27 protein-coding genes are annotated in these 25,217 nt (G+C 72.3%); 20 read left to right on the plus strand and 7 right to left on the minus strand.

Annotated elements, in window-relative coordinates:
- Window positions 1-95 precede the first annotated feature (95 nt).
- Together ABZ215_RS00350 and ABZ215_RS00355 are read right to left on the minus strand one after the other, a co-directional pair.
- Window positions 96-860, minus strand: coding sequence for an enoyl-CoA hydratase (locus tag ABZ215_RS00350; protein WP_354946692.1), 765 nt, complete (start codon window positions 858-860; stop codon window positions 96-98).
- A gap of 8 nt (window positions 861-868) precedes the next feature.
- The gene (locus ABZ215_RS00355) at window positions 869-1,315 is read right to left on the minus strand and encodes an Lrp/AsnC family transcriptional regulator (RefSeq protein WP_354946694.1); all 447 of its coding nucleotides are present in this window, start codon (window positions 1,313-1,315) and stop codon (window positions 869-871) included.
- A 73-nt stretch (window positions 1,316-1,388) separates the two neighbouring features.
- Between ABZ215_RS00355 and ddaH the strand changes: the two genes are divergently transcribed.
- The 11 genes from ddaH to ABZ215_RS00410 all read left to right on the plus strand — a co-directional run bounded on the left by ddaH (window position 1,389) and on the right by ABZ215_RS00410 (window position 12,428).
- Window positions 1,389-2,219, plus strand: coding sequence for a dimethylargininase (ddaH, locus tag ABZ215_RS00360; protein WP_354946696.1), 831 nt, complete (start codon window positions 1,389-1,391; stop codon window positions 2,217-2,219).
- Between the two features lie 84 nt (window positions 2,220-2,303).
- On the plus strand, window positions 2,304-3,542 hold the full coding sequence (locus tag ABZ215_RS00365) for a class I SAM-dependent methyltransferase (protein ID WP_354946698.1): 1,239 nt from the start codon (window positions 2,304-2,306) through the stop codon (window positions 3,540-3,542).
- Entirely contained in the window at window positions 3,539-4,327 is a 789-nt protein-coding gene (locus ABZ215_RS00370; protein WP_354946700.1) for a sugar phosphate nucleotidyltransferase, read from the plus strand. Before ABZ215_RS00365 ends, ABZ215_RS00370 begins: the two co-directional genes overlap by 4 nt.
- Complete coding sequence (locus tag ABZ215_RS00375; protein ID WP_020417440.1) at window positions 4,324-4,965, plus strand: PIG-L deacetylase family protein; 642 nt, start codon at window positions 4,324-4,326, stop codon at window positions 4,963-4,965. Before ABZ215_RS00370 ends, ABZ215_RS00375 begins: the two co-directional genes overlap by 4 nt.
- A 3-nt stretch (window positions 4,966-4,968) precedes the next feature.
- Complete coding sequence (locus tag ABZ215_RS00380; RefSeq protein ID WP_354946702.1) at window positions 4,969-5,991, plus strand: NAD(P)-dependent oxidoreductase; 1,023 nt, start codon at window positions 4,969-4,971, stop codon at window positions 5,989-5,991.
- The gene (locus ABZ215_RS00385; protein WP_354946704.1) at window positions 5,991-7,244 is read left to right on the plus strand and encodes a DUF4910 domain-containing protein; all 1,254 of its coding nucleotides are present in this window, start codon (window positions 5,991-5,993) and stop codon (window positions 7,242-7,244) included. Before ABZ215_RS00380 ends, ABZ215_RS00385 begins: the two co-directional genes overlap by 1 nt.
- A gap of 4 nt (window positions 7,245-7,248) precedes the next feature.
- Entirely contained in the window at window positions 7,249-8,535 is a 1,287-nt protein-coding gene (locus ABZ215_RS00390; protein WP_237336207.1) for a hypothetical protein, read from the plus strand.
- Window positions 8,532-9,389: a glycosyltransferase family 2 protein gene (locus tag ABZ215_RS00395; protein ID WP_354710067.1), complete on the plus strand. Its 858-nt coding sequence runs from the start codon at window positions 8,532-8,534 to the stop codon at window positions 9,387-9,389. Before ABZ215_RS00390 ends, ABZ215_RS00395 begins: the two co-directional genes overlap by 4 nt.
- On the plus strand, window positions 9,386-10,564 hold the full coding sequence (locus tag ABZ215_RS00400; RefSeq protein WP_354946706.1) for a polysaccharide pyruvyl transferase family protein: 1,179 nt from the start codon (window positions 9,386-9,388) through the stop codon (window positions 10,562-10,564). Before ABZ215_RS00395 ends, ABZ215_RS00400 begins: the two co-directional genes overlap by 4 nt.
- Window positions 10,561-11,109 carry a dTDP-4-dehydrorhamnose 3,5-epimerase family protein gene (locus tag ABZ215_RS00405; RefSeq protein ID WP_020417446.1) on the plus strand — a complete coding sequence of 183 codons (549 nt, stop codon included), beginning with the start codon at window positions 10,561-10,563 and terminating at the stop codon, window positions 11,107-11,109. Before ABZ215_RS00400 ends, ABZ215_RS00405 begins: the two co-directional genes overlap by 4 nt.
- Window positions 11,110-11,114: 5 nt before the next feature.
- Window positions 11,115-12,428, plus strand: a complete 1,314-nt coding sequence (locus ABZ215_RS00410) for a glutamate-1-semialdehyde 2,1-aminomutase (RefSeq protein ID WP_354946708.1) — start codon at window positions 11,115-11,117, stop codon at window positions 12,426-12,428.
- Here ABZ215_RS00410 and ABZ215_RS00415 read toward each other — a convergent pair.
- On the minus strand, window positions 12,400-13,068 hold the full coding sequence (locus ABZ215_RS00415; RefSeq protein WP_020417448.1) for a phosphatase PAP2 family protein: 669 nt from the start codon (window positions 13,066-13,068) through the stop codon (window positions 12,400-12,402). The genes ABZ215_RS00410 and ABZ215_RS00415 overlap by 29 nt on opposite strands.
- A 98-nt stretch (window positions 13,069-13,166) precedes the next feature.
- Between ABZ215_RS00415 and ABZ215_RS00420 the strand changes: the two genes are divergently transcribed.
- Genes ABZ215_RS00420 through ABZ215_RS00435 form a run of 4 tightly spaced genes read left to right on the plus strand, consistent with a single transcriptional unit; the run spans window position 13,167 to window position 15,841 of the window.
- On the plus strand, window positions 13,167-13,418 hold the full coding sequence (locus ABZ215_RS00420) for a PqqD family protein (protein ID WP_237336203.1): 252 nt from the start codon (window positions 13,167-13,169) through the stop codon (window positions 13,416-13,418).
- Window positions 13,419-13,452: 34 nt separating this feature from the next.
- Complete coding sequence (locus ABZ215_RS00425) at window positions 13,453-14,511, plus strand: asparagine synthase-related protein (RefSeq protein WP_354946710.1); 1,059 nt, start codon at window positions 13,453-13,455, stop codon at window positions 14,509-14,511.
- Window positions 14,508-14,918, plus strand: coding sequence for a lasso peptide biosynthesis B2 protein (locus ABZ215_RS00430; protein ID WP_354946712.1), 411 nt, complete (start codon window positions 14,508-14,510; stop codon window positions 14,916-14,918). Before ABZ215_RS00425 ends, ABZ215_RS00430 begins: the two co-directional genes overlap by 4 nt.
- 5 nt (window positions 14,919-14,923) lie before the next feature.
- On the plus strand, window positions 14,924-15,841 hold the full coding sequence (locus ABZ215_RS00435) for a hypothetical protein (protein WP_039791374.1): 918 nt from the start codon (window positions 14,924-14,926) through the stop codon (window positions 15,839-15,841).
- On the opposite strand, the gene ABZ215_RS00440 is transcribed toward ABZ215_RS00435, so the two are convergent.
- Complete coding sequence (locus ABZ215_RS00440) at window positions 15,824-17,602, minus strand: ATP-binding cassette domain-containing protein (RefSeq protein WP_354946714.1); 1,779 nt, start codon at window positions 17,600-17,602, stop codon at window positions 15,824-15,826. The genes ABZ215_RS00435 and ABZ215_RS00440 overlap by 18 nt on opposite strands.
- A gap of 168 nt (window positions 17,603-17,770) precedes the next feature.
- On the opposite strand from ABZ215_RS00440, the gene ABZ215_RS00445 reads away from it, so the two are divergent.
- From ABZ215_RS00445 to ABZ215_RS00465, 5 genes are all read left to right on the plus strand, one after another.
- The gene (locus ABZ215_RS00445; RefSeq protein WP_020417455.1) at window positions 17,771-17,908 is read left to right on the plus strand and encodes a lasso RiPP family leader peptide-containing protein; all 138 of its coding nucleotides are present in this window, start codon (window positions 17,771-17,773) and stop codon (window positions 17,906-17,908) included.
- Between the two features lie 44 nt (window positions 17,909-17,952).
- Window positions 17,953-18,093, plus strand: a complete 141-nt coding sequence (locus ABZ215_RS00450) for a hypothetical protein (RefSeq protein ID WP_354946716.1) — start codon at window positions 17,953-17,955, stop codon at window positions 18,091-18,093.
- 103 nt (window positions 18,094-18,196) lie between these two features.
- Entirely contained in the window at window positions 18,197-19,312 is a 1,116-nt protein-coding gene (locus ABZ215_RS00455) for an asparagine synthase-related protein (protein WP_354946717.1), read from the plus strand.
- A gap of 359 nt (window positions 19,313-19,671) precedes the next feature.
- Window positions 19,672-20,523, plus strand: coding sequence for a helix-turn-helix transcriptional regulator (locus ABZ215_RS00460; protein WP_354946719.1), 852 nt, complete (start codon window positions 19,672-19,674; stop codon window positions 20,521-20,523).
- A complete protein-coding gene (locus ABZ215_RS00465) occupies window positions 20,520-21,446 on the plus strand; it encodes a hypothetical protein (protein WP_354946721.1) in 927 nt (308 codons plus the stop codon). Before ABZ215_RS00460 ends, ABZ215_RS00465 begins: the two co-directional genes overlap by 4 nt.
- 3 nt (window positions 21,447-21,449) lie before the next feature.
- Here ABZ215_RS00465 and ABZ215_RS00470 read toward each other — a convergent pair whose 3' ends face one another.
- The 3 genes from ABZ215_RS00470 to ABZ215_RS00480 are packed head-to-tail and all read right to left on the minus strand — an operon-like array spanning window position 21,450 to window position 24,849.
- On the minus strand, window positions 21,450-22,577 hold the full coding sequence (locus ABZ215_RS00470) for a nucleotidyltransferase family protein (protein WP_354946723.1): 1,128 nt from the start codon (window positions 22,575-22,577) through the stop codon (window positions 21,450-21,452).
- An 11-nt stretch (window positions 22,578-22,588) separates the two neighbouring features.
- The gene (locus ABZ215_RS00475) at window positions 22,589-24,121 is read right to left on the minus strand and encodes a right-handed parallel beta-helix repeat-containing protein (RefSeq protein ID WP_354946725.1); all 1,533 of its coding nucleotides are present in this window, start codon (window positions 24,119-24,121) and stop codon (window positions 22,589-22,591) included.
- A gap of 59 nt (window positions 24,122-24,180) precedes the next feature.
- Window positions 24,181-24,849, minus strand: coding sequence for a phosphatase PAP2 family protein (locus ABZ215_RS00480; protein ID WP_354946727.1), 669 nt, complete (start codon window positions 24,847-24,849; stop codon window positions 24,181-24,183).
- Window positions 24,850-25,217 lie beyond the last annotated feature (368 nt).

Below are 25,217 nucleotides of genomic sequence, written 5' to 3' on the forward strand. Positions count from 1 at the left end.
GGTGGGCACACTTCCGCCGATACCTCCACCTTACTTGTCGTTCTGTGACGAGAATCGGCGGTGTGATACCGGTTACCTGTAACTTACGGTAGCGTCTACTTCCGCGTAGTGATCGTGGCCTGCATCGACGCGAGCCGTTCTGCGAAGTCGGGGGAATTCAGGGACTTCAGCTGCGGCTCGATCTCGGTGTCCACTACGCGGGAATGCTCGGCCATGGTCGAGGTTTGCCGCATCGACAGCTTCGTCGCGAGGACGATCTCGCGCGGTGCGTTCGCCGCCGGTTCCGCCAGTTCCAGTGCCGCCTCCAGCAGGTCGTCGTGGTCGCCGTCCACGGTGCGCAACACCAGCCCGGCCGCCTCCGCCGCCGCGGCGTCGAGGGACTGGCCGAACAACGTCATCGCCCGTGCCCGCTGGATACCCACCGCGCGCTGCAACATCCAGGTGAAACCGCCGCCGGGGTGCAGGCCGAGTTCGAGGAACCGCGGGATGAACTTCGCGCGCGGGCCGGCGAGGCGGACGTCCGCGGCCAGTGCGAGGTTCAGCCCGGCGCCGACGGCCGCGCCGCCGACCGCCGCGATCGTCGGCAGCGGCGACCTGGCCACGGCGAGGAAGCCCTCGTACACCGCGCGCAGGCCCTCCTCCTGCGCGCTGCCCAGCGTCGTGAGGTCGGCCCCGGCGCAGAACGCGGGCGGGGTGCCGGTGACGACCAGCGCGTGCACGCCCTGGTCCTGCTCGGCTTCGGCCACGGCCGCGGCGAGGTCGGTGGAAAGCGCCAGGGTCAGCGAGTTCCGCCGCTGCGGGGCGTCGACGGTGATCACCGCGACCCTGCCGTGCCGCTCGGTCACGATGCGTTCGGTCATGCCCGCCATCATGTCGCGGGGTTGGGCGGGCGCTCAAGGAGCCGGGACAGCACGACCGTGGACACCGTGCGGTCGACGATCTCCAGCCCGCGCAGCCGCTCCAGCGCGGTTTCGAGCTGGTGGATGTCGGCGGCGCGCAGGTGCACGATGGCGTCCGCCGCGCCGGTCACCGTGTAGGCGGCGACGACCTCGGGCAGCGGTTCCAGCCGCGCGCGGATGCGGGCAGGGGAGATGTTGCCGCGGCAGTGCACCTCGACGAACGCCTCGGTGCCCCGGCCCAGCGCCTCCGGGTCGACCACCGCGGTGAAGCCACGCAGCACCCCGGTTTCCAGCAGCCGGTCCACGCGGCGTTTGACCGCCGGCGCGGACAGCCCGACGACCTTCCCGATCTCGGCGTAGCTGGCGCGCGCGTTCGTCACGAGGCACGAAACGATCTGCTGGTCGAGCGTGTTCACACGCAATGTTTAGCAGGTGGATGAGCAAGAAACAGCGATTGATTGTCCCTGAATCGAGACATACCGTGAACTCATGACGACTCGGGTTCCGACCACCCGCCGGTACCTCATGTGCCCGCCCCGGTTCTTCGCCGTCGACTACGCGATCAACCCGTGGATGGACCCGACGCGACCGGTCAGCGCCGAGCGGGCGATGACGCAGTGGCGCGAGCTGCGGGACACCTACCGCCGCCTCGGCCACACCGTCGAGGAGATCGAGCCGCAACCGGGGCTGCCGGACATGGTCTTCGCCGCGAACTCCGGGACCGTGATCGACGGCCGGGTGCTCGGCGCCCGCTTCCGCGCCCCGCAGCGCGCCGCCGAGGCCGAGCACTTCCGCCGCTGGTTCACCGAGCACGGTTACCGCGACGTCGTCATGCCGTCCTACGTCAACGAGGCCGAGGGCGACTTCGCCTGGACCGGGCGGATGCTGCTCGCCGGCACCGGGTTCCGCACCGACCCCGCCGCGCACGCCGAGGCGCAGGAGGTGCTCGGGGTGCCGGTGCTGTCCCTGCGGCTGACCGACCCGCGCTTCTACCACCTGGACACCGCGTTGTTCGTGCTCAGCGAGGCCACCGACACGACGCCGGCGCACATCGCCTACTACCCGGAGGCGTTCTCGGCCGGATCGCGCCGCGTCCTGGCGCGCCTGTTCCCGGACGCCGTGCTCGCCACCGCGGCGGACGCGGAGTGCTTCGGCCTCAACGGGGTTTCGGACGGGCGCAACGTCGTGCTGCCGCTGGAAGCCACGGACCTCGCCGAGCGGCTCGTGGTGCGCGGCTACGAACCGGTGCTCGTCGACATCTCCGAATTGCGCAAGGCGGGCGGCGGTCCGAAGTGCTGCACGCTGGAGATCCGCAAGTAGTTCCCGTGTCTCATTTCGAGATCGGTGGGCGGAACCGGCCGCGGTGTCTGTAACAGGTCCTTCTCGTCTCCCGAATCAGGGGGCATGACCACCTGCCGACTCTGTGGCTCGACCCGGCTGGCGAGTGTCGTCGATCTCGGTGCGACTCCGCCGTGTGAGCTGTTCCTGACCGAAGCCCAACTCGACGAGTCGGAAAATACCTTTCCGTTGCACCTGCGGGTGTGCACGGATTGCTGGCTCGCGCAGATCCCGCCGTTGATCACGCCGGAGGAGACATTCACCGAATACGCGTATTTCTCGTCGTATTCGGAATCCTGGGTGGACCACGCGGGCAGGTTCGTCGCGGGCGCGGTGGACCGGCTGGGGTTGGACGGCGACTCGTTCGTCGTCGAGGTCGCCAGCAACGACGGGTATCTGCTCAAACACGTTGTGGCACAGGGTATCCGGTGCCTCGGCGTGGAGCCTTCGGTGAACGTCGGCCAAGCCGCCAGGGACGCGGGCGTGCCGACCCTGACCGCGTTCCTCGGGCCGGAGACCGGCGCGGCGGTGCGGGCCGAGCACGGGCCGGCGGATCTCGTGGTGGCGAACAACGTTTACGCGCACATCCCGGACGTCATCGGCTTCACGAAGGGCGTGCGAGCGCTGGTCGCCGACGACGGCTGGGTGTCCATCGAGGTGCAGCACCTGCTGACGCTCATCGAGAAGACCCAGTACGACACGATCTACCACGAGCACTTCCAGTACTACACGGTGGCTTCGGCGCAGCGGGCGCTCGCGTCCGGCGGACTGTCCCTTGTGGACGTCGAGCTGCTGCCGACGCACGGCGGGTCGATCCGGCTGTGGGCCCGGCCCGCGGAGACCGCCGGTGAGCCGAGCCGGCGCATGGTCGACGTCCTGGCCAGGGAAAAAGCCGCCGGGCTGCACGAGCTCTCCGGCTACACCGAGTTCGCGGCCCGGGTCGCCAAGGTGCGCCGCGACCTGCTGCGCTTCCTCGTCGACGCGGCCGACGACGGCCGGACCGTGGTCGGCTACGGCGCGCCGGGCAAGGGCAACACGCTGCTCAACCACTGCGGCATCCGGCCGGACCTGCTCGCCTACACGGTCGACCGCAACCCGTACAAGCACGGCCGGTTCACGCCCGGCACGCGCATCCCGATCCTGCCGCCGGAGCGCATCGCCGCGGACCGGCCCGACTACGTACTGGTCCTGCCGTGGAACCTGCGGGACGAACTGACCCAGCAGCTGTCCTACGTCGGGGAGTGGGGCGGCAAGCTCGTCTTCCCCATCCCCCGCCTGGAAATCGTCGAGGTGAACCCAACGTGAAGGTCGTCCTGTTCTGCGGCGGGTACGGGATGCGGATGCGCAACGGCACCGCCTCCGACGTGCCCAAGCCCATGGCCATGGTCGGTCCCCGGCCCCTGATCTGGCACGTCATGCGCTACTACGCGCACTTCGGGCACACCGAGTTCATCCTGTGCCTCGGCTACGGCGCCCACCACATCAAGGACTTCTTCCTCAACTACGAGGAGACCACGTCCAACGACTTCGTGCTGCGCGGCGGCAAGGCGGAACTGCTGTCCACGGACATCGCCGACTGGACGATCTCGTTCGTGCAGACCGGGATCGAGTCGCCGATCGGGGAACGGCTGCGCCGCGTGCGGAAGCACCTCGACGGTGACGAGATGTTCCTCGCCAACTACGCCGACGTGCTCACCGACGCGCCGCTGCCGTCGATGATCGAGCGGTTCGCGAAGTCCGACGCGGGCGCGTCGATGATGGTCGTGCCGCCGCAGTCGTCGTTCCACTGCGTGGAGATGGACGAGGGCGGCCTGGTCGGTTCGATCACCGCGGTGAGCGAGATGCCGCTGTGGGAGAACGGCGGGTACTTCGTGCTGCGCCAGGAGGTGTTCGACCACATCCCGGAGAACGGCGACCTGGTCGCCGACGGGTGCGCCGAACTGGCCAAGCGCGGCCGCCTGCTGGCCTACCCCTACCGCGGCTTCTGGAAGCCGACGGACACCGTCAAGGAGCGCTACGCGCTCGACGAGGCCTACACGCGCGGGGTGCGCCCGTGGGCGCTGTGGGAGACGGACCGAGTGCCGGCGTGATCGGACTGGTTCCGGAGCGGCTCGAGCGGATCGTGGTGCTCGGCGCCCACTGCGACGACATCGCGATCGGCGCGGGCGGCACGCTGCTCACGCTGAGCCGCCCCGGACTGCGAGTGGACGCCCTGGTGCTCTCCGGCGGCGGCACCGAGCGCGAGGACGAGGAACGGGCCGCGCTCGCGGCGTTCTGCCCCGGCGCGGATCTCGGCGTCACCGTGCTGAAGCTGCCGGACGGCCGGCTGCCCGCGCACTGGGACGAGGCCAAGAACGCGCTCGAGGAGCTGCGGGCGCGCACCGATCCGGACCTGATCCTCGCGCCCCGCACCGGCGACGCGCACCAGGACCACCGCGGCCTGGCCGAGCTCGTGACCACCGCGTTCCGCGGTCACCTCACCCTCGGCTACGAGATCGTCAAGTGGGACGGCGACCTGACCACGCCGTCGGCCTACGTCCCGCTGCGGGACGAACTCGCCGAGAAAAAAGTCGAATTGCTGCAACAGCACTACGCCTCGCAGCGACATCGTCCTTGGTACGACCGGGAGGCGTTCCTCGGGCTGGCCCGCATTCGGGGGATCGAGTGCCAGGCGCGGTACGCGGAGGCCTTCCACGTCAGGAAGCTGTGTCTCCGGCTGGAGGGTTGAGTCATGCGTGTGCTGCTGACCGGGCACAAGGGGTATCTGGGCACGGTGATGGCGCCGGTGCTCGCCGCCGCCGGCCACGAGGTGACCGGGCTCGACTCCGGTCTGTTCGACGAGTGCGTGCTCGGCCCGGCGCCGCAGGACCCGCCGGGGCACCGGGTGGACCTGCGGGACGTGACGCCGGAACAGGTGTCCGGTGTGGACGCCGTGATCCACCTGGCGGCGCTGTCCAACGACCCGCTGGGCGCGCTCGCCCCCGAGCTGACCTACGAGATCAACCACAAGGCGGCCGTCCGGCTGGCGCGGCTGGCCAAGGACGCCGGGGTGTCCCGCTTCCTGTACGCGTCGACATGCTCGGTGTACGGCGCCTCCGGCGGCGCGGACCTGGTCAACGAGGACGCGCCGCTGCGGCCGGTGACGCCGTACGCGGAGTCGAAGGTGCTGGTCGAGGACGACCTGCACGAGCTGGCCGACGACGACTTCTCCCCGGTGTACCTGCGCAACGCCACCGCGTTCGGCTTCTCCCCGCGGCTGCGCGCGGACATCGTGCTGAACAACCTGGTCGGGCACGCGTGCCTGTCCGGTGAGGTGCTGGTGCTCTCCGACGGCACGCCGTGGCGGCCGCTGGTGCACGCGAAGGACATCGCGCGGGCCTTCGCCGCCGCACTCGTCGCGCCCCGGCAAGCCGTGCACGACAAGGCCTTCAACATCGGCACCGAGCGGAACAACGTGACCGTCGCGGAGATCGCCGAGCAGGTCGTCGAGGCCGTGCCCGGCTCGCGGCTGCGGATCACCGGCGAGGCCGGCGCCGACCCGCGCTCCTACCGGGTCGACTTCTCCCGGTTCCGCGCCGCGATCCCCGGCTTCGCCTGCGAGTGGTCGGTCAAGGACGGCGCGGTCGAGCTGGTCGAGGCCTACCAGCGGCACGGGCTCACCCACCGCTCGTTCGAGCAGAGCTTCACCCGGCTCGCCCGGCTCAAGCAGCACCGCGAGGCCGGTGCGGTCGACGACACCCTGCGGTTCGTGTGATGCTTGACGGGGCCTGGATGCACGCGCTGGTGGAGCGGTTGTACCCGCTCTGCCGCAGCATCACGGGCGACGGCGTCCGGGCCACGCTGGACGTCATCGGGGAGCACGTCCCGCTGGAGCGGCACGAGGTGCCCACAGGCACGCAGGTCTTCGACTGGACCGTGCCGCAGGAGTGGAACATCCGGGACGCCTGGATCGCCGACGCCGACGGCAAGCGCGTGGTCGACTTCGCCGAGTCGAACCTGCACGTGGTCGGCTACAGCGTGCCGGTGTCGGCGACGATGAGCCTGGCGGAGCTGCGGCCGCACCTGCACACCCTGCCGGACCGCCCGTCCTGGGTCCCGTACCGCACCAGCTACTACTCGCCGGCGTGGGGTTTCTGCCTCGCGCAGGAGACGCTGGACGCGCTGCCGGAGGGCGACTACGAGGTCCGGATCGACTCCACGCTGGCCGACGGGCACCTCAGCTACGGCGAGCACGTGGTGCCGGGGCAGATCGCCGACGAGGTGATCGTGTCCTGCCACATCTGCCACCCGTCGCTGGCCAACGACAACCTGGCCGGCGTGGCGGTCGCGATCGCGCTCGCCAAGGCGCTGGTGAACCCCTGGTACACCTACCGGTTCCTGTTCATGCCGGGCACGATCGGCGCGATCACCTGGCTGGCTCACAACGACGTCGCGCGGGTCAAGCACGGTGTCGTGCTCGCCTGCGCGGGCGACCGGGGCGACCTGACGTACAAGCGGTCGCGGCGCGGGGACGCGGAGATCGACCGGGTGCTGGCGCACGTGCTGCGCGACCGTCCACACCGGATCTTGGACTTCTCGCCGTACGGCTACGACGAGCGGCAGTTCTGCTCGCCGGGGTTCGACCTCGGCGTCGGCTCGCTCACCCGCACCCCGTACGCCGGCTACCCGGAGTACCACACCTCGGCGGACAACCCGGACTTCGTGTCACCGGTGGCGCTGGAGGACACGCTCGCCGTGCTGCGCGAGGCGTTCGCCGTGCTGGACCGCAACCGCCGCTACACGAACCTGAGCCCGTACGGCGAGCCGCAGCTGGGCAAGCGCGGGCTCTACGACTCGCTCGGCGGCCGCAGCGACGCCAAGCAGGCTCAGATGGCGATGCTGTGGGTGCTGAGCCTCTCCGACGGCGACCACGACCTGCTCGACATCACCCGCCGGTCCGGCCTGGAGTTCGCCGCGGTCGCCGCGGCCGCCGACGCCCTCCGGGACGCCGGCCTGGTGGCGGGGTGATCGCATGACCACCACCGGCCGCCACCGCAAACCCGCCGCGAAGCCCTCCGGGCTGCGCGCGATGGCCGGGCGGCTGTCCTGGGGCCTCGGCGACCAGGCCGTGTCGAGCCTGACGAACTTCGCCGTCGGCATCTACGTCGCGCGTGAGCTGGGCGTCACCGCGTTCGGCATCTTCAGTCTCGCCTGGGTCACCTACGGCGTGCTGATCAACATCTCGCGTGGCCTGGCGACCGATCCGCTGATGGTGCGCTTCAGCGGCGTGGACACCGGCGTGTGGCGGGCAGCGGTGGCCCGGTCGTCGGCGACCGCGCTGGCCGTGGGCGCGCTGGCCGGCCTGCTGAGCGTGGTGTTCGGGATCGTGGTGGGTGGGAGCCTCGGGCCCGCGTTCGTCGCGCTCGGCGTCATCCTGCCCGCGCTGCTGCTGCAGGACAGCTGGCGGTTCGCGTTCTTCGCCTCCGGCGAGGGGCGGAAGGCGTTCGTCAACGACGCGCTGTGGGGCGTCGCGATGATCCCCGCGATGGTGCTGGCCGACCTGCACGGCAGCGTCGTCGCGTTCCTGCTGGCCTGGGGCGGCGCGGCCGCGGTCGCCGCAGGCTACGGTTACCTGCAGACGGGTTTGCGGCCGAGCCTCGACGGGGTGCGGTCGTGGCTGCACGACCAGCGTGACCTCGGCCCGCGCTACCTGGTGGAGAACGTCAGCAACAGCGGTGGCTCGCAGATCCGCATGTACGGCCTCGGCGCGATCGCCGGGGTGGCGGCGGTCGGCACCGTGCGCGGCGGGGAGCTGCTGCTCGGGCCGTTCGTCGCGGTCCTGATGGGACTGGCGTTCGTCGCGGTGCCCGAGGCCGCCAGGGTGGTGCGCCGCAACGTGCGGCGGCTGCCGACGTTCGCCCTGCTCCTCGGCGGGAGCCAAGCGCTCGGCGCGCTGCTGTGGGGCGGCGCGCTGCTGCTCGTGCTGAACGACCGGCTCGGCGAGCTCGTGCTCGGCGACGTCTGGCACACCGCCGAGGCGCTGATCATTCCGGCCACCCTGTCCGTCTTCAACGCGAGCTTCATCGGCGGCGCCGCGACCGGCCTGCGGGCGCTCGGCGCGGCCAAGCGCAGCATGCGGTGCCAGCTCGTCGCGTCCGCGCTCTACGTGATCGGCGGCCTGTCCGGCGCGGCGATCGGCGGCGCCGTCGGGTCCGGCTGGGGCGTCGCGTGCGCCACCTTCGCCGGCGCGTTCGTGTGGTGGAGCCAGTTGCACGTAGCCGTCCGCGAGCACGTTCCCGAGGAAGCGAGGACCCCATGACGACCGCACCGAGGCTGAGCGTCGGCCTGCCCGTCTACAACGGGGAGAACTACGTCGCCGAAGCCATCGACAACCTGCTCGCCCAGACCTTCACCGACTTCGAGCTGATCATCTCCGACAACGCCTCCACCGACGGCACCCAGGAGATCTGCGAGAAGTACGCCGCGAAGGACGAGCGGATCCGCTACCTGCGGCAGCCGCGCAACATCGGCGCCGCGCCCAACCACAACTTCGTGGTGCAGGCCGCGCGGGGTGAGTTCGTCAAGTGGGCGGCGCACGACGACCTGTTCGCGCCGGAGCTGCTGGCGAAGTGCGTCCAGGCGCTCGACCGGCACCCGGAAGCGGTGCTCGCGCACTCGTACATGGCGATCGTGGACGAGCGGGGCGAGGTCATCGAGAACTACGACTACGGCCTGGACACCGATTCGCCGGACGCGGCGGTCCGGTTCCGCAGCCTGATGTTCACCGAGGGCGGCGACGACTTCTACGGCGTGATCCGCACCTCGGTGATGCGGCGGATCGCGCCGCACGACAGCTACCACAACGCCGGACGGAAGCTGGTCGGCGAGCTCGCCCTGCACGGCACGTTCGTGCAGGTCCCGGAGGTCATGTTCTTCCGCCGCGAGCACCCCGGCCGCGGCGACAACCTGGGCTCGGTGCAGAAGGTGTGCGCGAACCTGGACCCGCGCCGGACGGGGCAGTCGAAGGCGCGGCTGTTCGCCGAGTACCTGGCCGGGTACGTCACCGCGATCCGCCGCGCGCCGTTGTCGTCGAGCGAGCGGATGCGCTGCTACGGCGTCCTCGGCGAGTGGCTCGGCGGCAAGCCGCTGCGGAAGGCAGGTCTGCTTTCGTGACGCGCATCGGGTTCTTCGGCATCCTCGGTTCGGGCAACCTGGGCAACGACGGATCGCTCGACGCCGTATTGAGTTACGTGCGAGAGCGATATCCGGACGCCGAGCTGGGCTTCCTGGCGATGGGCCCCGAGCAGCTCACCGCGCGGTACGGCGCGCCGGCGACGCACCTGCAGTGGTACGAGCCGCACGCGGGTGACGCGACCGGGCTGCCGGCCGCGGGGCTGAAGGTGCTCGGCAAGCTGCTGGACCCGTTCCGGACCTGGGCCTGGGTGCGGAACTACGACGTGGTGATCGTGCCCGGAATGGGCGTGCTGGAGGCCACGCTGCCGCTGCGGCCGTGGGCGCTGCCGTACTCGCTGTTCTGGCTCGGCGTCACCGCGCGGCTCACCGGGACCCGGGTCGCGCTCGTCAGCGTCGGCGCCGACGTGGTGCGCAAACGCGCCACCCGGTGGGTCATCACGCGCGCCGCGCGGTTGGCGCACTACCGCTCTTACCGGGACGAGCACTCCCGCCAGGCCATGGCGCGCATGGGCGTCGACGTGGGTTCGGACGCCGTCTTCCCCGACCTCGCGTTCGGGCTGGCCGATCCGGAGCCGCGGCCCTCGACCGGCGCCGTCGGTGTCGGGGTGATGGCCTTCCGCGGCGGCAACGACGACCGGGCCCGCGCGGACGAGATCAACCGCGCCTACCTGGACACCGTGAAGCGGTTCGTGCGGCTGCTGGCCGACGAGGGCCGTCCGATCCGGTTGTTCACCGGCGACGTCGCCGACGACGAGGTGCTCGCGGAGGTCATCGCCGCCGCGCCGGGCGCGGACATCACCGCCGAGCCGCTGACCTCGCTGCAGGACCTCATGCGTCAGATGGCCGAGGTCGACGTCGTCGTCGCCACCCGCTACCACAACGTGTTGTGCGCGCTGAAGACCGCGAAGCCGACGCTCTCGCTGGGCTACGCGCGCAAGAACGACGTGCTCATGTCGGCGATGGGCCTGGGCGAGTTCTGCCAGTCCGCGCGGGAGCCCGACTTCGACCGGCTCGTGGCGCAGTTCCGCGAACTGGAGGACCGGCGCGAGGAGCTGACCGCGATCCTCAAGGAACGCAATCGTGTGATGAGCGAGCGGCTGGAGCGCCAGTTCGCCATCATGTCCGAATCCGTCGTCGAAGGGAGCCGGACGTGAAGGCCGTTCCGGTAGCCGGCATCGCCGGGGCCTGGTTGTTCGAACCGACACCGCACGTGGACGCGCGCGGGTTCTTCTCGCGCACGTTCGACCGCGAGGTCGTCGCGTCCGTCGGCATCGACCCGGACGGCTTCGCGCAGGACAGCCTGTCCCGGTCGGTCAAGGGCGTGATCCGCGGCATGCACCTGCGCTCCGGCGCCGGCGAGTCCAAACTGGTCCGCTGCTCCTACGGCGAGGTGTTCGACGTCGTGGTCGACCTGCGGCCGGACTCGCCGACCTTCCGCAACACCGAGTACTTCCGGCTCTCCGGCGACACCCAGGTCACCGTGTACGTGCCGGCGGGCTGCGCGCACGGCTTCCAGGCGCTCACCGAACCCGCCGACGTCTCCTACCGCATCGACCGGCCGCACGACCCGTCCGAGGACGTCACCATCGCGTTCGACGACCCCGACCTGGCCATCCCGTGGCCGCTGCCGGTGACCCTGACCTCCGACCGCGACCGAAGCGCGCCCTCGCTCGCCGAAGTCCTGAGAACCCTGAGGTGACAGTCATGGACGCGCAGATCCTGCCCCGCTCCACGGAGGTCAACGAGCGCCTGCACCAGCTCGTCCCCGGCGGCGCGCACACCTACGCCAAGGGGGAGGACCAGTACCCCGAAGGGCTGGCGCCGGTGATCTCGCACGGCCGCGGCGCGCACGTGTGGGACATCGACGGCAACTCCTACATCGAGTACGGCTCCGGCCTGCGTTCGGTGAGCCTCGGGCACGCCCACCCGCGGGTGGTCGAGGCCGTGCGGCGCGAGCTGGACCGCGGCAGCAACTTCGTGCGGCCGTCCGTCGTCGAGCTGTCCGCCGCGGAGAAGTTCCTGGCGACCGTGCCGACCGCGGAGATGGTCAAGTTCGCCAAGAACGGCTCGGACGTCACCACCGCGGCGGTGCGGCTGGCGCGCGCGGCGACCGGGCGCCCGGTGGTCGCGATCTGCGCCGACCACCCGTTCTTCTCCACCGACGACTGGTTCATCGGCACCACCGGCATGCCGGCCGGGATCCCGCCGCAGATCACCGGCCTGACCGTGCGCTTCTCGTACGGCGACCTGGCCGCGACCGAGGAGATCCTGCGCAACCACGACGTCGCCTGCCTGATCATGGAGGCCGCGACCGCGGTCGAGCCGCCGCCGGGGTACCTGGAGGGGATGCGCGCGCTGGCCGACCGGTACGGCGTGGTGCTGGTCTTCGACGAGATGATCACCGGTTTCCGCTGGTCGGAGGCGGGCGCGCAGGGCTACTACGGGGTGACGCCGGACCTGTCCACGTTCGGCAAGGCGCTGGGCAACGGGTTCGCGGTGTCGGCGCTGGCCGGCAAGCGGGAGCTGATGGAGCTGGGCGGGCTGCGGCACTCACGCGAGCGGGTGTTCCTGCTGTCCACCACGCACGGCGCGGAGACGCACTCGCTGGCCGCCGCGATGGCCGTGATGGACACCTACGTCGAGGAGGGCATCTCGGCCCGGTTGCACGCACTCGGCGAGCGGCTCGCGTCCGGCGTCCGGGACGTGGCGGCGGCGATGGGCGTCGGCGAGCACGTCGTGGTGCGCGGCCGGGCGAGCAACCTGGTGTTCGGCACGCTCGACGAGCAGCTGCGGCCGTCCCAGCCGTACCGGACGCTGTTCCTGCGCCAGCTGGTGGCCGGTGGCGTGCTCGGGCCGTCGTTCGTGGTGAGCAGCGCGCTCACCGAGGCCGACATCGACCGGACGGTGGACGTGGTGGCGCAGGCCTGCGCCGTCTACCGGAAGGCGCTGGACGTCGAGGACCCGACGCCGTGGATCGGCGGGCGGTCGGTCAAGCCGGTGTTCCGGCCCTACGCCTGACGCGGTCGAGGAGCCACGCCGTCACGGGCACGACGACGAGCGCGACGCAGAAGCCGCCGAGCGTGTCCGTCGGGTAGTGCACGACCATGCCGAACTGCGCCCAGGCCTCGGCGGCGCCCGCGGTGACCGCGGCGTAGAGCACCACCGCCGTGGCCGCGGGCGGGCGCAGCCGCAGCCGGTCGGCCAGGACGAACGCGAACACCAGGACCATCGCGGTCACCACCGCGGTGTGCCCGCTGGGGAACGACAGGTGCGGGCCGTTGATCGTCCGCCCCACCACGGGTTTCAGCAGCGTCGTCACGGCCACCGACAGACCGGGCCCGAGCACGGCGAGCAGCGCGGTGCGCCGGTGCCCGAGCACCAGGCACAGCGTGACCAGCGCGGCCACCAGCAGGCCCGCGCCCGCCGGTTCGCCAGCGAAGTCCAGGCCCTTGGCGGTCACCCGCTGCGCCGACGGGTACGGGATCGCGCCGCCAGAGGCGTCCAGGATCCAGCGGTCGAGAGCGCTCGCCGAGCCGGCGCCCGCGACGCGGACGGCCAGCACCGCGACGGTCACCGCGGCCGGGATCGCGAGCACCAGCAGCGGGCGCCGCACGGCGTCGGGCAGGGCGGTTCGCGTGGGCAGCACGGCGGTGGTCACCGTTGGGAGTCGGTCCCGCGGCGGGGTTCGTTTCGCCGTAACGGGGGAATGATCATCGGCGACTGGCAGGTGAAGCCGCCAGTTCCGGGAGGGCCGCCATGCGCGTACGGGCATCCGACATCTCGGCTCGCACCATCGGTGACGAGACGATCGTGCTCAGCCTGTCGACCTCGAAGTACTTCACCATCACCGGTGTCGGCACGCGACTGTTCGAACTGCTCGCCGAGGACCGCTCGCTCGACGACCTGGTCGGCGCGATCACCAGCGAGTACGACATCGACGCGGACACCGCGCGCCGCGACATCGAGGCGTTCCTCGGCCGGCTCCGCGATGCCGAGCTCCTCCACTGAGGCGCCGCCGCGACTGTCCACACTGGACGTCGCGGTGGGACGCCCGCTCGGATCCGCGCCGTTCCCGCTCGGCTCGCCGATGGACCCGGTGCTCGCGCTGCGGAACGCGTTGCGCCCCGCGTTGCTGCGTGAGCCGTGCGTCATCGCCTTCTCCGGTGGGCGGGACTCCTCGGTGCTGCTGGCGGTCGCCGCGGACCTCGCCGCGCGCGAAGGGCTCGCGCCGCCGATCGCGCTCACCTTCCGCTACCCCGGCGACCCGGCCGCGGACGAGTCGGCCTGGCAGGAGTCGGTGATCCGGCACGTCGGCGTCGAAAGCTGGGTGCGCCGCGACATCGGCGACGAGCTGGACCTGATCGGGCCGCTCGTGCAGCCGGTGCTGCGTGCCCGCGGCCCGGTCTACCCGGCCGCGCTGGGCAACACGGTGCTGCTCGCGTCGCACGCGCCCGGCGGCAGCCTGGTGACCGGCAACGCCGGGGACGAGGTGCTCGGCGGGCACCGGCTCGGGACGCTGCGCGCGGTGGCGCGCCGTCGCGGCCGCGGGATGACCGGGGCGGACTGGGCGCGGTTCGCGGTGTGCGCGGCGCCCGGGTTCGCCCGCCGCGAGGTGGCCCGCCGGTCCGTCCCGATGCCGTGGCTGCGGCCGGACCTGCGGCGCGTGGTCTGGCGCGAGGCCGCGGACCGCCCGTTGCGGTGGGAGACCAGCGTGCGGACCGCCCTGGCGACCCGGGCCTACGCGGTGGGTTTCCGGACGCGGGCCGACGCCGCGTGGGGGTACGACTGCGAGCTGGTCGAGCCGTTCGCCGACCCGTCGTTCGTGGCGTCCTACGCGGCCGGGCGGCCGATGACCCGCACGGCGGGCACCCGGCTGGTCGCGGACGGGGTGCTGCCGGAGGCGGTTCTCCAGCGGCGGGACAAGGCGCGGTTCAACGCGTCCCGGTTCGGCGCGCGGTCGCGAGAGTTCGCGCGGAACTGGGACGGCAGCGGCGTCGACGGCTCGCTGGTCGACCCGGACGCGCTGCGGGCCGCGTGGCTCGCCGACGAGCCGCCCGCGTCCACGGCGATGCTGCTGCAACAGGCCTGGCTGGCGACATGAGGAGGCGGCGGCTGGCGTGGGAGGTGCTGCGGGCGCTCCCGCCGATGGTGCGGATCGAGCTCAGCCTGCGGCGCGCCGACCTGCGGGAGACCTGCCGTCGCCTCGGTGTGCGGTGCGACCTGACCAGCGCCGCGCCGCCCGCCGACGAGTTGCCCGTGCTGCCGCGGTGGTCGCGCGCGCCGATCCGGGCCTCGTACTTCGTGGTGTCGCGGTGGCCCGCCGGGGACACCTGCCTGCGGCAGTGCCTGCTGATCGGCCACCGGTTGCGGGCACTGGAGCCGGTGCTGCGGATCGGCGTGCGGCGCGAGGCGGACGGCCGGTTCTCCGCGCACTCCTGGCTGGAGATCGACGGCAAGGCGCTCGACCCCACGGCGGGTCGGTACGCGGTACTCGGATCGGCGGGGTGACCACGATGGACTTCACGTACCGGGCGCACGGGCTGACCGTGTGGAGCGACGTCGAGCTGGCGCTGCCCGCCGGGGACGGCGGCGAGCCGGACCTGGTGCTGCGGCGGGGCGCCGACCGGGAGGTGCCACGCGCGGAGCTGCCCGGGCGGTGCCTGGCCGAGCTGGCGAAACCGGACGGGCGGGTGTTCTACACGCTCGCCACGGACGGCGACCGGACCGTGCTGCGGTATCCGGGACTGTGCGAGTTCGCCGGCGATCCGTTGCTGCGTGAGGTGACCTACCACCTGGACCCGGCGGCCGACCACGGGTTGCTGACCGTGCTCGCGACGGGCGCGCTGCTGGCCGTGCACCTGACGCTGAACTCGCACCTCGTGCTGCACGCGAGCGCGGTGCGGGTGGACGGGCGGGCGCTGGCGTTCGTGGGCGCGTCCGGGATGGGGAAGTCCACCCTGGCCGCGGCCCTGTGCGGGCACGGGTGCGACCTGGTGGCCGACGACGTGCTGCGGGTGGACCCCGGTGGGCTCGTGCACCCGGGGAGCACGGAGAACCGGCTGCGGATGGCGGCGCGGGGCCTCGCGGACGGAGCGGCCGCGGCGGACGTGCGGCCGACCGCGGACGGGCGGCTGGCCCTGCGGTCGCCGGTGACCGCGGACGCGCTGCCGCTGGCGGCGTGCGTGATCCCGCGGCCGAGCCGGTCCGCTGTGGACGTTTCCGTCGAGCGGCTCACCGGGACGCGGGCGTTCCTGCGGATGAGCCAGTTCCCGCGCGTGCTCGGCTGGCGCGACCCGGCCGTGATGGACTTCGCGTTCCAGGGGCTGGCCGACCTCGTCGCGCAGGTCCCGGTGTTCGAGGCGACCGTGCCGTGGGGACCGCCGTTCCGCGACGAGGTGCTCACGGACCTGCTGTCAGCGGTAAGCAGCTGACTGGAGCCGGTACAGCTCGGCGTACTGGCCGGCGCGTGCCATCAGCTCGTCGTGCGTGCCGCACTCCACCACGCGGCCCGCGTCCAGCACGTAGATCCGGTCGGCCATGCGGGTGCTGGAAAAGCGGTGCGAGATCAGCAGCGCGGCGCGTCCGCCCAGCATCGCGCGGACGTCGGTGAACAGCTCGTGCTCCGCGCGCGGGTCGAGCGCCGCGGCGGGTTCGTCCAGCACCACCAGCGACGTGTCCCGGTAGAGCGCCCGCGCCAGCGCCACCCGCTGCCACTGCCCGCCGGACAGGTCGAAACCCTCGTCCAGGTCCCGGCCGAGCATCGTGTCCAGGCCGTGCGGCAGCTCGCGCGTCACCCCGAGGACACCCGCGCGCCGGGCCGCGTCGTGCACCGACTCCTCGTCGCCCGGCCGGTCGCCGTCGCTGATCGTGATGTTGTCGCGCAGCGTCATCTGGTACCGCACGAAGTCCTGGAAGATCACCGTGACCGAGGCGCGGATGTCGGCGGGCTGGGCGTCCGCGCCGTCCCAGCGGCGGGTGCCGAGGTCCGGGTCGTACAGCCCGGCGACGATCTTGGCCAGCGTCGTCTTGCCGGACCCGTTCTCGCCGACCAGCGCGACCACCTCGCCCGCGCCGATCTCGATGTCCACCGCGTCGACCGCGGGCCGCTCCTGCTCGGGGTAGCGGAAGCTGATGTCCCGCAACACGACTCCCTGCCGCAGCGGCCGCTTCTCCCCGGCGGCGGTCGACGGCGGGGCGGAGGCGACGAACCGCTCCAGGTCGGCCAGGAACGGCGCCGATTCGAGCAGCCCGCCGATCGAGGTGAACAGCGTGCCGAGCTGGCTGCTCAGCAACCGCACCGCGATCGCGGCCGCGCCCGCGGCGGGCAGGTCGATCCGGCCGCTGCGCACCAGGCCGATGATCGCCAGCAGCGCGGCCGTCAGCGACAGCGCGACGCCGATCGTGGTGAGACCGGCGATCAGCTGCCGACGCCGGACCTGTTGCCGCAGCTGGACGTTGATGCCGGCGTTCAGCTCGCGGTGGCGCTCGCGCAGCGGCTTCGTCGAGTGGAACGCACGCAGCTCCGCCGCGTACGGGCGCTGGGTGAGCAGCTGCCGCAGGTAGTTGCGGCGGCGGAACAGCGGGGTCAGCCGGTGGGCGAACGCGAACTCGGTGCGGCTGGCCCACCGCGCGAGCAGCACCGCGGGCAGACCGGCGGCGAGCAGGATCGGCACCAGCAGCGGTTCGACGCCGATCAGCACCGCTGACATCGTGAGCACGCCCAGCAGGCTGCCGGTCAGGCCGAGCAGCGCGGTGGTCACCGCGAACGGGCGGGTGAGTGCGTTCTGCTGGACGCGCTCCAGCGACGTGGCGAAGCCGGCGGACTCGTAGGTCACCAGGTCCGCGCGCGCCGTGGTGTCCAGCACCCGGTCCCACACCCGCTGCGACACGCGCTCGCCGAGCAGCCGGTGCTGCTGGGTCTGCAGGGCGCCGACCGAACCGGTCAGCGCCGTCATCAACGCCAGCGCCAGCAACGAAACGGTGAGGCCGAAGCGCGCGCGCTCCGGTTGCAGCAACGCGTCGAAGGTGAGCTTGCTCGCCGCGACCACGCCGAGCGCACCGACGGCGCCGATGATCTGGTAGACCGCCGCGGTCACGGTGCCGAACCGGTCGGCGGCCGCGACCTCGCGCGCCGCGGCCGCGATCAGCCGTGGCGTGGCCACCGAAGCCCGCGCGATGCGTGTGATCCCCACCGTCGAATCGTACCGCCGGGAAAACGTATTCCAGGAATTGTCCGGGTACCGGTTGGACAACGTCACCAGCACATTCGGCGAGTGGCTGTAACGGTCTGCCGCATTCAGGCGAATCCCGGTCGAGGTCCTTGGGCTCTGTCACGTCGACGATTAACGGAAAGGAGTGACATGAAGAAAGAGTACGCCGCCCCCGGCATCGAGGACATCGGCTCGTTGTCCGAGCTCACGCTCGGTCAGTCGTCGGGAAGCCGGCTCGACGCCGATTTCGCCGCGGGCACCCTCTTCGGAGATCTGACGTTTTCGTGACCCCGGTTTTCCCGTTCCTGCCAGTGGCGGGGGGAGGTGAACACATGCGCGAGCCCTACACCACTCCGGAAATCACCCTGTTGGGTTCGGTGACGGACTTGACACAGGCGAACCTGTTTGGTTCTTCGCCGGACAACCTCACGTGGATGATCCCGATTCTCGGCGACAACGACGCCTACTCGTGATGCGTTGCCCGGTCACGGGGCCGGCGGTCGCCCGCCGGTCCCGTGACCACCTGTCCCCGTCCGCCGACTGTCCGGAAGTGAGCACCCGGTGGCGCTGTACACAATGGACCGACTGGAGATCGCGGGTGGCTGGATCAACGGGTACGACCTCCTCCCGCTGCCGCTTGGCGATCCCGGCGAGCCGCGGCGGGTGCTGGACCGGATCCTGCTCGGCCACCTGAGCCGCACACCGTGCCTGGTCGCCTTCTCCGGTGGCCGGGACTCCTCCGCGCTGCTGGCCGCGGCGGTGGCGCTGGCGCGGCGCGAAGGGCTGCCGCTGCCGGTGCCGATCACGTTGCGTTATCCGGCCGCGCCGGAGTCGGACGAGACCGCGTGGCAGGACGCCGTGCTCACGCACCTCGGGGTCACCGAACGGATCGTGCTGACCGTGGACGACGAGCACGACCCGGTCGGGCCCATCGCGACCGCGGTGCTGCGGCGGCACGGGCTGGTGTGGCCGCCGAACTTCGCGCCGACCTGGCGGATGATGGACGCGGCCCGCGGCGGGGTGCTGCTGACCGGCGAGGGCGGCGACGAGGTGTTCGGGCTGAAGCGGATCACGCCGTTGACGAAGGTGCTCAAGGCGCGGGGCCGGGTGCGGGCGAGCGTGTTCCCGGACGCGGTGCGCGCGCTGGCCCCGGCGCGGGTGCGGCGGCGGGCGGCGCTGCGCAACCGGCACCAGCGGCCGTGGCTGCGGCCCGCCGCGGCCGAGTTGCTCGCCGAACGGGACGCGGCGGACGCGGCGGCGTACGAGCTGCACGCCGGCCGTCACGCGTGGCAGTTCACGACGCGGCGGTGCGCGCGGCTGGGCTACCAGAGCGTGCGCGCGCTGGGGTCCGAACTGGACTGCCGGTACGTGCAGACGTTCGCGGAGCCGGACTTCGTGGCGGCGATCGCGCGGGCCGCCGGGTTCTGGGGGTGGAGCGGGCGGACGGCCACGATGCGCGACGTGTTCGGCGACCTGCTGCCCCGGGAGGTCCTGGAACGCACGACGAAGGCGACCTTCACCGGCGCGGTGTTCACGGAACGGACGAGGGCGTTCGCGCGGGAGTGGACCGGCCGCGGGGTGGACCACGACTTGGTGGACGCGCAGGCGCTGCGGGACGGCTGGCTGTCGGCGAAGCCGCACGCGGCGTCGATGACGTTGCTGCAGCAGGCGTGGCTGGCGGCGGTCCGGTAGGTGGTTCGGCGGTGGGTTGCTGTGCGGCGCGGCGCGGCTTGGCGGGACGGTGGGGCGGCAGGGTTGGCTGGCGGCGGTCCGGTAGGTGGTTCGGCGGTGGGTTGTTGTGCGGGGGCGGCGCGGCTTGGCGGGACGGTGGGGCGGCAGGGTTGGCTGGCGGCGGTCGGGTAGGTGGTTCGGCGGTGGGTTGCTGCAGCGGGCCTGCCTGGCCACCGCTCGGTAGGAGTCCGGCGGTTCCTGGTTGTCGGCACTAGGCCGCGGATCGTGTCGCCGCCGCAGCGGGCGCGGCTGGCCACCGCCCGTTGGGTGGTATCCGCAAGTCCTGGTTGTCCCCACCCCACGCGGATCATGCTGGGGACGTGGAACGGAACGAACTCGCGGACTTCCTCCGGCGTCGCCGGGCGGTGCTCCAGCCTGGGGACGTCGGGGTGCCCGCCGGCGGGCGGCGCCGGACGCCGGGGCTCCGCCGCTTCGAGGTCGCCCAGCTCGCCGGCATGTCGCCGGACTACTACGCCCGCCTGGAGCAGGGCCGCGGCCCGCGACCATCAGTCTCCGTGCTCACCGCGCTGACCCGCGCCCTGCGGCTGACCGTCGACGAACGCGACCACCTCTTCCGGCTCGCCGGCCACCAGGCCCCGCCGCGCACCGGCGGTGACGAACACGTCAGCCGCGGCCTCCTCCGGCTCCTGGACGGGCTCACCGGCCTCCCCGCGCTGATCGCCACCGACCTGAACGTCGTGCTCGCCCAGAACGCCATGGCGGACGCGCTGCTCGGCGAGCAGACCCGCTTCCACGGCCTGGCCCGCAGCTGCACCTACCGGTGGTTCACCGACCCGGCGATGCGCGAGCGCCACCCCGCCGAGGACCACGACCACGAAAGCCACGCGCAGGTCGAGGACCTGCGCGCCACCCTGGCCGCCCGCCCGGACGATCCGGCGGCACGCGAACTGGTCGAGGCGCTCCGGGCGGAGAGCGCCGAGTTCGCCGGGCTCTGGGCGCGGCACGACGTCGCCGTCCGCCGCAGTGACCGCAAGCGCATCCGGCACCCCGCGATCGGGCTCGTCGAGCTGGACTTCGACGTGCTGGCAACCGCCCGCCAGGACCAGCGCTTGATCGTCTACTCACCCGCGCCGGGCAGCGCCGCGGTGTCCCAGCTGGAGCTGCTGGCCGTGCTCGGCCAGGAGACCTTCACCACCGGAGGAGAAGCATGACGCCCCACCGGATCACCGCCCTCTTCGCCGCCACCCTGCTCGCCGCGGGTGTCCCGGCCACCGCGGACGCCGGCACCCGCCTGGCCGACGTGCGCGCCCTCGCCCACTTCGACCGGGCCGCGGGGCAGGCCGCCGAGAGCATCGCCCCGGAACCCGGCGGCGGTGCGGTCGTCGGCATGATCCCCGCCCGCCAGGTGGTGCGGGTCGCGCCGGACGGGACCGTCCGGGTGCTCGTCACGATGCCGCTCCCACCGGACGGCGGCGGCACCACGCCGGTCGTCGGGACCCCGGTGGTCACCGGGGTGGCCCGCTCCGACCGCGGCGACGTGTACTTCCTCTACTCCGCCGGACAGGGCGGGCTGACCGGGATCTGGCAGATTCGCGCCGGGACGCCACGGCTCGTCGTGCCGCTGCCCGCCGACACCATGCCGAACGCCCTGGTCATCGACGGCGACCGCTTCCTGGTGACCGACTCCGCGGGCGGGCGCATCTGGCAGGCGCCGCTGCGTGGTGGCGCGGCCTCCGTGTGGTCGGCCGACCCGGCACTGGCGCCCGACGGCTTCTTCGGCGCGAACGGCTTGAAGGTCCACGACGGCGCCGTGTGGGCGAGCAACTCCGACCGGGGCACGATCGTCCGCATCCCGCTGACCGGCGGCCCCGCCGAGGTCCGGGCCACCGGGCTCGCGGGCATCGACGACTTCGACTTCACCGGCCGCGGCGACGAGATCCTCGCGGCGATCAACCAGGACAGCAAGCTCGTGCGGGTGGCTCCGGACGGCGCCGCGGAGACCCTCCTCGACGCCGGGGTCGGCATGCAGGGCACCACGGCGGTCGTCGTGCGGGGGAGCCGGGTCTACGTGACCAACGGCGCCAACCTGGTGGGCGACGACTCGAACCTGCTGGTCGCCCGGCTGCGGCGCTGACCCTCAGCGCGTCCCGGTCGGCGAGCCCTTCCGCACCTCGCGCAGCGCGTAGGTGAAGCGGCTCAACGGGTTCCGGTGCCGGTCCGCCGTGTAGTCCGCGTCCGGGAAGACCAGCGCGCGCAGGTAGGCCGGCTTGTCGCGCCACGGCAGGACCCGCAGGGTGGCCACGGCCTGCGCCGCGAACGTCTTGTCCGGCGTCGTGTGCAACCCCAGCCACGACTCGTCCCGCGGCGACGGCACGTAGGCCACCGCCCAGCGCGCCAGCGGGCCGGGGACCTTGATCCCGAGCAGGCGCACCGTGTCGGCCACCGCGGCGGCGACCACGGCCTCCGCGCCCCACGACCCGGCCAGCGCCAGCACCGGACCCGGATCCACCACCCGCAGCATCTCCGCCACGTCCCGCAGCGACCCGAGCCGCAGCGGCCAGTCGCCGAGGGCCGCGTGGTAGCAGGCGTGCAGGAACCGGTTCGGCGGCGACAGCGCCCGCACCGCTCGGCCGCCGATGGCGAACTCCTGCCCGGCGTCCCACACCGCGTCCAGGTCGACCCGCCGCCCCCACGGCCCGAGGACGAAGGTGCGGTGCAGGTCCAGCTCGTACCCGGCGGGCGGGCGCAACGTCATGCCCTTGTCGAAGCGCCGGTCGAACCCCGGCCGCGGCTCGGCGAGCGTGCGCTGGAACCCGGCCGTCCCCAGCACCGCGACGGTCCGGTCGATGTCCGCCGCGCGCACCATCACGTCCAGGTCGTTGAAGGACCGCAGCGCCGGATCGGGGTAGTCCAGGTGGGCCACCGCCGTGCCCTTGAGCACCCGTGCCTCGATGCCCGCCCCGTCGAGCAGGTCCAGGATCCGCAGCAGCTCGTGCTCCAGCACCAGCACGCGCATCTGGTTGGTGGCGTGCGCGGACTTCACCTCGCGTGCCTGCTCGCCGGTGGCCGGGAACGCGCCCGCGGTGATCGCCGCGGTCAGCAGCCCGGTCATCCGGTGCTTCCGCGCCGCCGTGAGCAGCCTCGGCCACTCCTCGGGGGCCACCGGTTCCGCCGGGAACGCCCGGTCACTCCCCGGCAGGCGGTACCCCGCCACGGCGAGCAGCGCCGCCGGGTACTCGCTCTCCGCGCACAACCTGCGTCCCATCCGCCCTCCGCTCATCCGAACGTGCTGCCCGCGTCCTGGTGGTACGGCGCCCCGGTCCACTGCGGGACCGGCACCGTCGTGCTCATGTCCGGGACCGTGAACCGCCACGGCCCGGTGTAGGTGTTGTCGTGCCAGCGGTTGCCCGCCGCGAACACGATGTGCCGCTGGATCACGTCGCCCTGGTACGGCGACCACTCCGGCGAGCTGCCGTAGTTGGACAGCAGCGCCATCCGCCCGCAGAACTCGACCGGGCATCCGCCGTCGACCGCGGCCGGGTCGAACCGGAAGGTGTTGCCGTGGATCTCCAGGTCCGAGGTCCACCAGCGGCAGTCGGTGTACAGCGGCTCGCGGGCGATCGCGGGCGGCGAGCAGACCGAGGTGTTCTCCGGGCCGACGATCAACGTGCAGTCGGCGGTGGTCGACGCGGACGAGTTGCAGAACCGGTCCGCGTTGGCCCAGGCCACGACGCCGCCCCAGTTGTTCTCCAGCAGGTTCCCGGTGACCTCGATCTTCGCGGTGCGGGCCGGGATCCGGGCGTCGCCGTCGGTCTCGGACAGGTAGATCGCGCCGGTCGGGAACGGGTCGCGCTCGCCGGCGAACTCGCGGCCGGTGCGCCACGCGTTGTTCCGCAACGTGTTGCCGCGGATCACCGCGTTGTAGGAGATCTCGTAGAAGACGCCGGTGCCGTCGTTGTCCTCGATGAGGTTGCCCTCGATGAGGAAGTCGTTGTTGTTCGTGTCGGCCCACACGGCGGTGCCGCGGTTGCCGTGGATCCAGTTGTCGCGCACGTCGGCGCCGTTGACCGCCCAGAACTTCATCGCGCCGGTGCAGCCGCAGCCGGGCAGCTGCGCCTCCCAGTCCTCGGTGTTGTTGCCGGTGAACTCGTTGCCCTCGACGACGAGACCGGTGATGCGGTTGCCGGACTGGTAGGCGTTCAGGCCGTACTGGCCGTTGTCCGCCAGGCAGTTCCCGGCGATGCGGTTGCGCGCGCCCGCCATCAGCGCCGCGCCGCGGTTGCGGGTCAGGGTGTTGTGCTCGACGGTCCAGCCGTCGCCGGAGTCGTGGTTCACCACGCCCTCGTCGCGGGGCGCGACGAAGTTGCGGATCGTCAGGTGCCGGATCGTGACGCCGGTGGCGCGGCCGGTGATGGCGTACCGGTTGTCGCGGTTGCCGTCCAGCACCGCGCCGGGCCCGCCGAGCAGCGTCGCGCCCGCGCCGGGGCTGATCTGCGAGTACTCGCCGGGCGCGAGCGTGTGGACCCCGGGCGCGAACCAGTACGTCGCGCCCGGCGTGCTGAAGTCGAAGCCCGCGTTGCTGCCTGCCGGGACGACCACCGCGCCGGGCGGTGGCGAAGCCGGCCCGGCCAGCGCCGGGCTGCCGCAGACCGCGGCGGGCGGCGCGGGGGGAGCGGCCGGGGCGCCCTGCGCGGTCGGAACCACGGCCGGCGGGGCGGGATCGGTCGCGACGGCCGCGACGACGCCGGCGAGCGCGAGGACAGCCGCGGCGCCGAGCGCGAGCGGGATCGCCCGGCTCCTCGTGGTCATCACCCGCCCCCGTCCGTGAAGGTGTTCGTCTACGGAAGTCGCCGGGGCGAAAAGCGCCGTTACCCTCCGGCGTTCACACGATCGGCTACTCGATCGATCGCCAGCGCGGCGGCGACCACCACGGCCAGGGACGTGCAGAACCCGCCGACGGTGTCGGTGAGGTAGTGGACCCGGGACGCGGTCTGCGACCACGACATCGCCGCGCCGCACAGCACCGCCAGGCCGAGCACCAGCGGCAGCCCCGCGCGGCCGAGCCGGAACCGGTCGGCGAGCAGCAGCCCGACGACGATCCCGAGCGAGGTGACCAGCGCGGTGTGCCCGCTGGGGTAGGACAGGTGGTCACCGTTGATCGTCCGGTCCACCATGGGTTTCACCACCGTGGTGAGCACCCCGGTCGCGGCGGGCCCGGCGACGGCGAGCAGCGCGAGACGACGGCGTCGCGCGGCGAAGCAGATCACGGCGAGGACCACGACCAGCCCGGCGGCCCACCCCGGATCCCCCGCGGTGCCGACGGCCCACGAGACGTCGAACGACAACGACGGTTCGCGCACGCTGTCCCGCAACGCCTCGTACGCGCGCTGGTCGAGCGCGGTGCCGGTGACGTCACCGGCGAAGAGCACGCCGAGCACGAGCGCCACGACCCCCGCGACGGCGGCGGCAGCCGCGAGCGGAACCCGCAGCGCGGGTGGGACGGCGGGCCGTGGGGCCTGCACGTTCGTCTGGTCCACGTGGGGAAGTCGCCGCCGATCGGCGGATTGTTTCCACCCGGCAGGCGGAAATGGGGAGCCGAATGCATCACACGCCATTGTCGTAACGTGGTTCAACGACCTTCCGACTTCTCCGCCGGGGAATGCGGAAAGCCTTCCGGGGCGCGGAGGGGTACTTCCTCGACTTCCGCGACACGGTCTGGACCCCTGGCCGTGACCTGCTCAGCGGCGGGAACCCGTACGATCCCGGCACCTACCTCGCGACGTACCCGTGGGCGCTGCCGATGTCGCTCTACATGCCGGCCTGGCTGACCCTCGCGGTTCCACTCGCGCCACTCCCTTACTTTTTTCGGTCGCCCTTTTCCAACTGCTGTCGATCGGTGTCGCCA

Source organism: Amycolatopsis sp. NPDC006131 (assembly GCF_040614175.1).
Lineage (GTDB): Bacteria > Actinomycetota > Actinomycetes > Mycobacteriales > Pseudonocardiaceae > Amycolatopsis_E > Amycolatopsis_E tucumanensis.

Bases quoted from the DNA above. Each gene is read 5' to 3' on its own strand.
- ABZ215_RS00350 (WP_354946692.1), bottom strand. From the start codon at position 860: ATGACCGAACGCATCGTGACCGAGCGGCACGGCAGGGTCGCGGTGATC.
- ddaH (WP_354946696.1), top strand. From the start codon at position 1,389: ATGACGACTCGGGTTCCGACCACCCGCCGGTACCTCATGTGCCCGCCC.
- ABZ215_RS00365 (WP_354946698.1), top strand. From the start codon at position 2,304: ATGACCACCTGCCGACTCTGTGGCTCGACCCGGCTGGCGAGTGTCGTC.
- ABZ215_RS00380 (WP_354946702.1), top strand. From the start codon at position 4,969: ATGCGTGTGCTGCTGACCGGGCACAAGGGGTATCTGGGCACGGTGATG.
- ABZ215_RS00385 (WP_354946704.1), top strand. From the start codon at position 5,991: ATGCTTGACGGGGCCTGGATGCACGCGCTGGTGGAGCGGTTGTACCCG.
- ABZ215_RS00390 (WP_237336207.1), top strand. From the start codon at position 7,249: ATGACCACCACCGGCCGCCACCGCAAACCCGCCGCGAAGCCCTCCGGG.
- ABZ215_RS00395 (WP_354710067.1), top strand. From the start codon at position 8,532: ATGACGACCGCACCGAGGCTGAGCGTCGGCCTGCCCGTCTACAACGGG.
- ABZ215_RS00410 (WP_354946708.1), top strand. From the start codon at position 11,115: ATGGACGCGCAGATCCTGCCCCGCTCCACGGAGGTCAACGAGCGCCTG.
- ABZ215_RS00420 (WP_237336203.1), top strand. From the start codon at position 13,167: ATGCGCGTACGGGCATCCGACATCTCGGCTCGCACCATCGGTGACGAG.
- ABZ215_RS00430 (WP_354946712.1), top strand. From the start codon at position 14,508: ATGAGGAGGCGGCGGCTGGCGTGGGAGGTGCTGCGGGCGCTCCCGCCG.
- ABZ215_RS00435 (WP_039791374.1), top strand. From the start codon at position 14,924: ATGGACTTCACGTACCGGGCGCACGGGCTGACCGTGTGGAGCGACGTC.
- ABZ215_RS00445 (WP_020417455.1), top strand. From the start codon at position 17,771: ATGAAGAAAGAGTACGCCGCCCCCGGCATCGAGGACATCGGCTCGTTG.
- ABZ215_RS00450 (WP_354946716.1), top strand. From the start codon at position 17,953: ATGCGCGAGCCCTACACCACTCCGGAAATCACCCTGTTGGGTTCGGTG.
- ABZ215_RS00455 (WP_354946717.1), top strand. From the start codon at position 18,197: ATGGACCGACTGGAGATCGCGGGTGGCTGGATCAACGGGTACGACCTC.
- ABZ215_RS00465 (WP_354946721.1), top strand. From the start codon at position 20,520: ATGACGCCCCACCGGATCACCGCCCTCTTCGCCGCCACCCTGCTCGCC.
- ABZ215_RS00470 (WP_354946723.1), bottom strand. From the start codon at position 22,577: ATGGGACGCAGGTTGTGCGCGGAGAGCGAGTACCCGGCGGCGCTGCTC.
- ABZ215_RS00475 (WP_354946725.1), bottom strand. From the start codon at position 24,121: ATGACCACGAGGAGCCGGGCGATCCCGCTCGCGCTCGGCGCCGCGGCT.